General features: G+C 47.8%; 1 protein-coding gene. It reads right to left on the bottom strand.

The window, feature by feature from the left end; genetic code table 11:
- Window positions 1–696, bottom strand: a 696-nt coding sequence (locus GH664_RS24010; RefSeq protein WP_228111689.1) for a M23 family metallopeptidase, incomplete at its 3' end; no start/stop codon positions are given.
- Between the last annotated feature and the right edge of the window lie 5 nt (window positions 697–701).

The raw sequence follows: 701 nt of genomic DNA, 5'->3' as shown, positions 1-701 counted from the left end.
CACCTTGACAGACCAGGGCATAGCTCTCTGCCCGATGCCTAACGGATTGCTGATGGATGGCATAGCTTCATAGAAATAGTGTTTTGCTGCTGATAGCGAAAAAATGTTTCTCAGCGACTGCTCTGCATGTTGCGGTGTCACATACATACCTTTATACAGGTCTTCCATATACGATGGCATGAAGCGTAGCATCAGTTCTTCTATCTCTTTCTGATCTTTGTCATACTGTGTGGCTATATTCATGTCGTAGGTCTCAAACTCAGGAAAACCAGTCTTACCGGTCTGTTCCATTGCCTTCACATTGCCATATAGCATGGTCAGAAAATCAATCGGATTGATTTCCTTGCCGTCAAACTTTACCTCGAAATGCAGTCTGTCACCGCTCAATGCCACGATGTTTCCTGCCTTCACGCTTTGTCCGAAGTTCACGAACACGTTGGCAAGGTGGGCGTAGGTCACTTCATATTTGCCGTAGCGTATCACTTGGTAGATGCCGTGTGTCGCATCATTGCCAATGCCCGATACCGTTCCGCTTGCCAAGGCAGACAGCAGATAGTGATTTGCCTCAAAGTCCAGTCCGTGATGGAAGAACACGGTTCCTGTTACAGGATGCTTCTGTTTGCCATAGCCAAGTGTCAGTTCCACATCCTTGCCTCGCTCCTCAAAGGGCATGCAAAAGCGGCTTTTTGATTGCACCCGCA

The organism is Thauera sp. 2A1 (assembly GCF_009469595.2).
Lineage (GTDB): Bacteria > Pseudomonadota > Gammaproteobacteria > Burkholderiales > Rhodocyclaceae > Thauera.
The sequence above is the reverse complement of the archived record's forward strand: the minus strand, read 5'-3'. Positions and strand labels throughout refer to the sequence as shown.